The organism is Rhizobacter sp. P3_B12 (genome assembly GCF_056402895.1).
Genome location: NZ_JBFUGN010000924.1, coordinates 1 through 2,457 on the forward strand (window position 1 = coordinate 1; position 2,457 = coordinate 2,457).

Here is a 2,457-nt window from a genome sequence, read left to right on the forward strand (position 1 = left end):
TCTCCTCGGCACCGACCATCGTGCGCAGCAGCTGCGGCCGGCTCGCGTCGGCGCCCTTCTTCACCTCGGTGGCCTGCGCGTCCTTCAGCGCCTTCTCCAGCTCGGGCAGCTTGCCGTACTGCAGCTCGGCGACCTTGTTGAAATCGCCCTTGCGCTTGAACTCCTCGATCTGGAAGCGGATGCGGTCGATCTCTTCCTTCACATGGGCCGAGCCCTGGGCGGCGGCCTTCTCGGCCTTCCAGATCTCCTCGAGGTCGGCGGCCTCGCGCTGCAGGCGCACGATCTCTTCCTGGATCAGGCCCAGGCGCTTCTGCGAGGCTTCGTCCTTCTCGCGCTTGACCGCCTCGCGCTCGATCTGCAGCTGGATCAGCCGGCGGTCGAGCTTGTCCATCGCCTCCGGCTTGGAGTCGATCTCGATCTTGATCTTGGCCGCGGCCTCGTCGATCAGGTCGATCGCCTTGTCGGGCAGGAAGCGGTCGGTGATGTAGCGGTGGCTCAGCTCGGCCGCGGCGACGATCGCCGGGTCGGTGATCTCGACGCCGTGGTGCACCTCATACTTCTCCTGCAGCCCGCGCAGGATCGCGATGGTCGCCTCGACCGTCGGCTCGCCGACCAGGATCTTCTGGAAGCGGCGCTCCAGCGCGGCATCCTTCTCGAGSTACTTGCGGTATTCGTCGAGCGTGGTCGCGCCAATGCAGTGCAGCTCGCCGCGCGCCAGCGCCGGCTTCAGCATGTTGCCGGCGTCGATCGCGCCCTCGGCCTTGCCGGCGCCCACCATCGTGTGGATCTCGTCGATGAAGACGATGGTCTGGCCCTCGTCCTGTGCCACTTCCTTCAGCACCGACTTCAGCCGCTCCTCGAACTCGCCGCGGAACTTGGCACCCGCCAGCAGCAGCGCCATGTCGAGCACCAGCACCCGCTTGCTCTTCAGCGAATCGGGCACCTCGCCGGCGACGATGCGCTGCGCCAGGCCCTCGACGATGGCGGTCTTGCCGACGCCCGGCTCGCCGATCAGCACCGGGTTGTTCTTGGTGCGGCGCTGCAGCACCTGGATCGCGCGGCGGATCTCGTCGTCGCGGCCGATCACCGGGTCGAGCTTGCCGCGGCGGGCGCGCTCGGTCAGGTCGATGGTGTACTTCTTGAGGGCTTCGCGCTGGCCTTCGGCATCGGCGTTGTCGACCTTCTGGCCGCCGCGCACCGCATCGATCGCGGCCTCGAGCGCCTTGCGGGTCAGGCCGTGCTCCTTGACGAGCGGGCCGATCGCCGACTTGGCGTCGGTCGCGGCCAGCAGGAACATCTCGCTCGCGATGAACTGGTCACCGCGCTTGGTGGCTTCCTTCTCGGAGGCCTGCAGCAGCGCGCCGAGCTCGCGGCTCGCCTGCACCTGCTCGCCGCCCTGCACCTGCGGCAGCTTGCGCAACTCGGCGTCGAGCACCGACTGCAGCTTGGACGAATTGACGCCGGCGCGTTCGAGCAAGGCCTTCGGGCCGTCGGTCTGGGCCAGCATCGCGGCCAGCAGGTGCACTGGCTCGATGTAGGGGTTGTCGCGGTTCAGCGCGAGGCTCTGGGCCTCGCCGAGCGCTTCCTGGAACTTGGTGGTGAGCTTGTCGAGTCGCATGGGACGAATCCTCCGATTGCAGGGGATTTGAGGCATTCGCCCCCATTTTCAAGCCGGAACCCGCTCGGCGGGAACCCGGCTTGATGCAGATCAGATCGTCAGCTCGCGCTCGACGTCGGCCGCCTTGCGGCGGGCCAGCGCCAGGTTGGACTTGGCCTTGTCGAGCACGAAGTAGATGAACGTGCCCTCCTTGCGCGAGACCGGGCGGATGATGTGGTACTGCTTGCCCAGCGTGATCAGGATGTCGTCGATCACGTCGTTCAGGCCGAGCTGGCGCATGGTCTTGGCCTTGGCGCGCACGACCTCGGTGTTGCCGGCGGCGGCGACCTCGAGGTCGAGGCCCGAGCCGGCCGAGCCGAGCATCATGCCGCTGGCGGAATCGACCACCGCCGCGCACATGGCGCCGTCCACGGTGAGCAGGTCGTCGAGGGATTGGCGAATGGTGGCCATGGCAGTTCCTTTTGGAGGTGGGGGGGGAAGAAAAGAATTCAGCTGGCCTGCAGGCGCCGGCCGAGGGCTCGCGTCTTGCGCTGCCAGTCGGTCCAGTCGACGCCGCGGTGCTCGCCGACCGAGACCAGCAGCAGGTCGGGATCGACGCAGCACGGGAACATCGCCAGCACGCCGCCCCGGTGGTACATCACCGCCGCCGCCAGCTCGCCGAGCGTCGCGAAGTGGCTGCGTTGCCGGTCGTGCAGCCGCCAGTAGTCGACCGCAGCCTCCCAGGTGCGCTCGGCATCGGCGACGCGGCCGCTGGCCTGCCAGATCAGCCCGGTGGCCGGGTCGACCAGCGCGCATCCGACGATGCCGGGCTGCGCGGCCATCGCATCGAGCTCCTCGGC

The 2,457-nt window shown here is 68.2% G+C and carries 3 protein-coding genes; all 3 read right to left on the reverse strand.

All coding sequences use genetic code 11. The annotated features are described in order from the left end of the window. Positions 1–1,618 (reverse strand): Clp protease N-terminal domain-containing protein (locus AC1D01_RS30125; RefSeq protein ID WP_477872978.1); only part of this gene is annotated, 1,618 nt, incomplete at its 3' end. 90 nt (positions 1,619–1,708) lie between these two features. After that, positions 1,709–2,068 (reverse strand): hypothetical protein, encoded by a 360-nt coding sequence (locus AC1D01_RS30130; protein WP_477872980.1) that lies wholly within the window; start codon positions 2,066–2,068, stop codon positions 1,709–1,711. Between the two features lie 38 nt (positions 2,069–2,106). After that, a partial coding sequence (locus AC1D01_RS30135; RefSeq protein ID WP_477872982.1) for a hypothetical protein occupies positions 2,107–2,457 on the reverse strand: 351 nt, incomplete at its 5' end.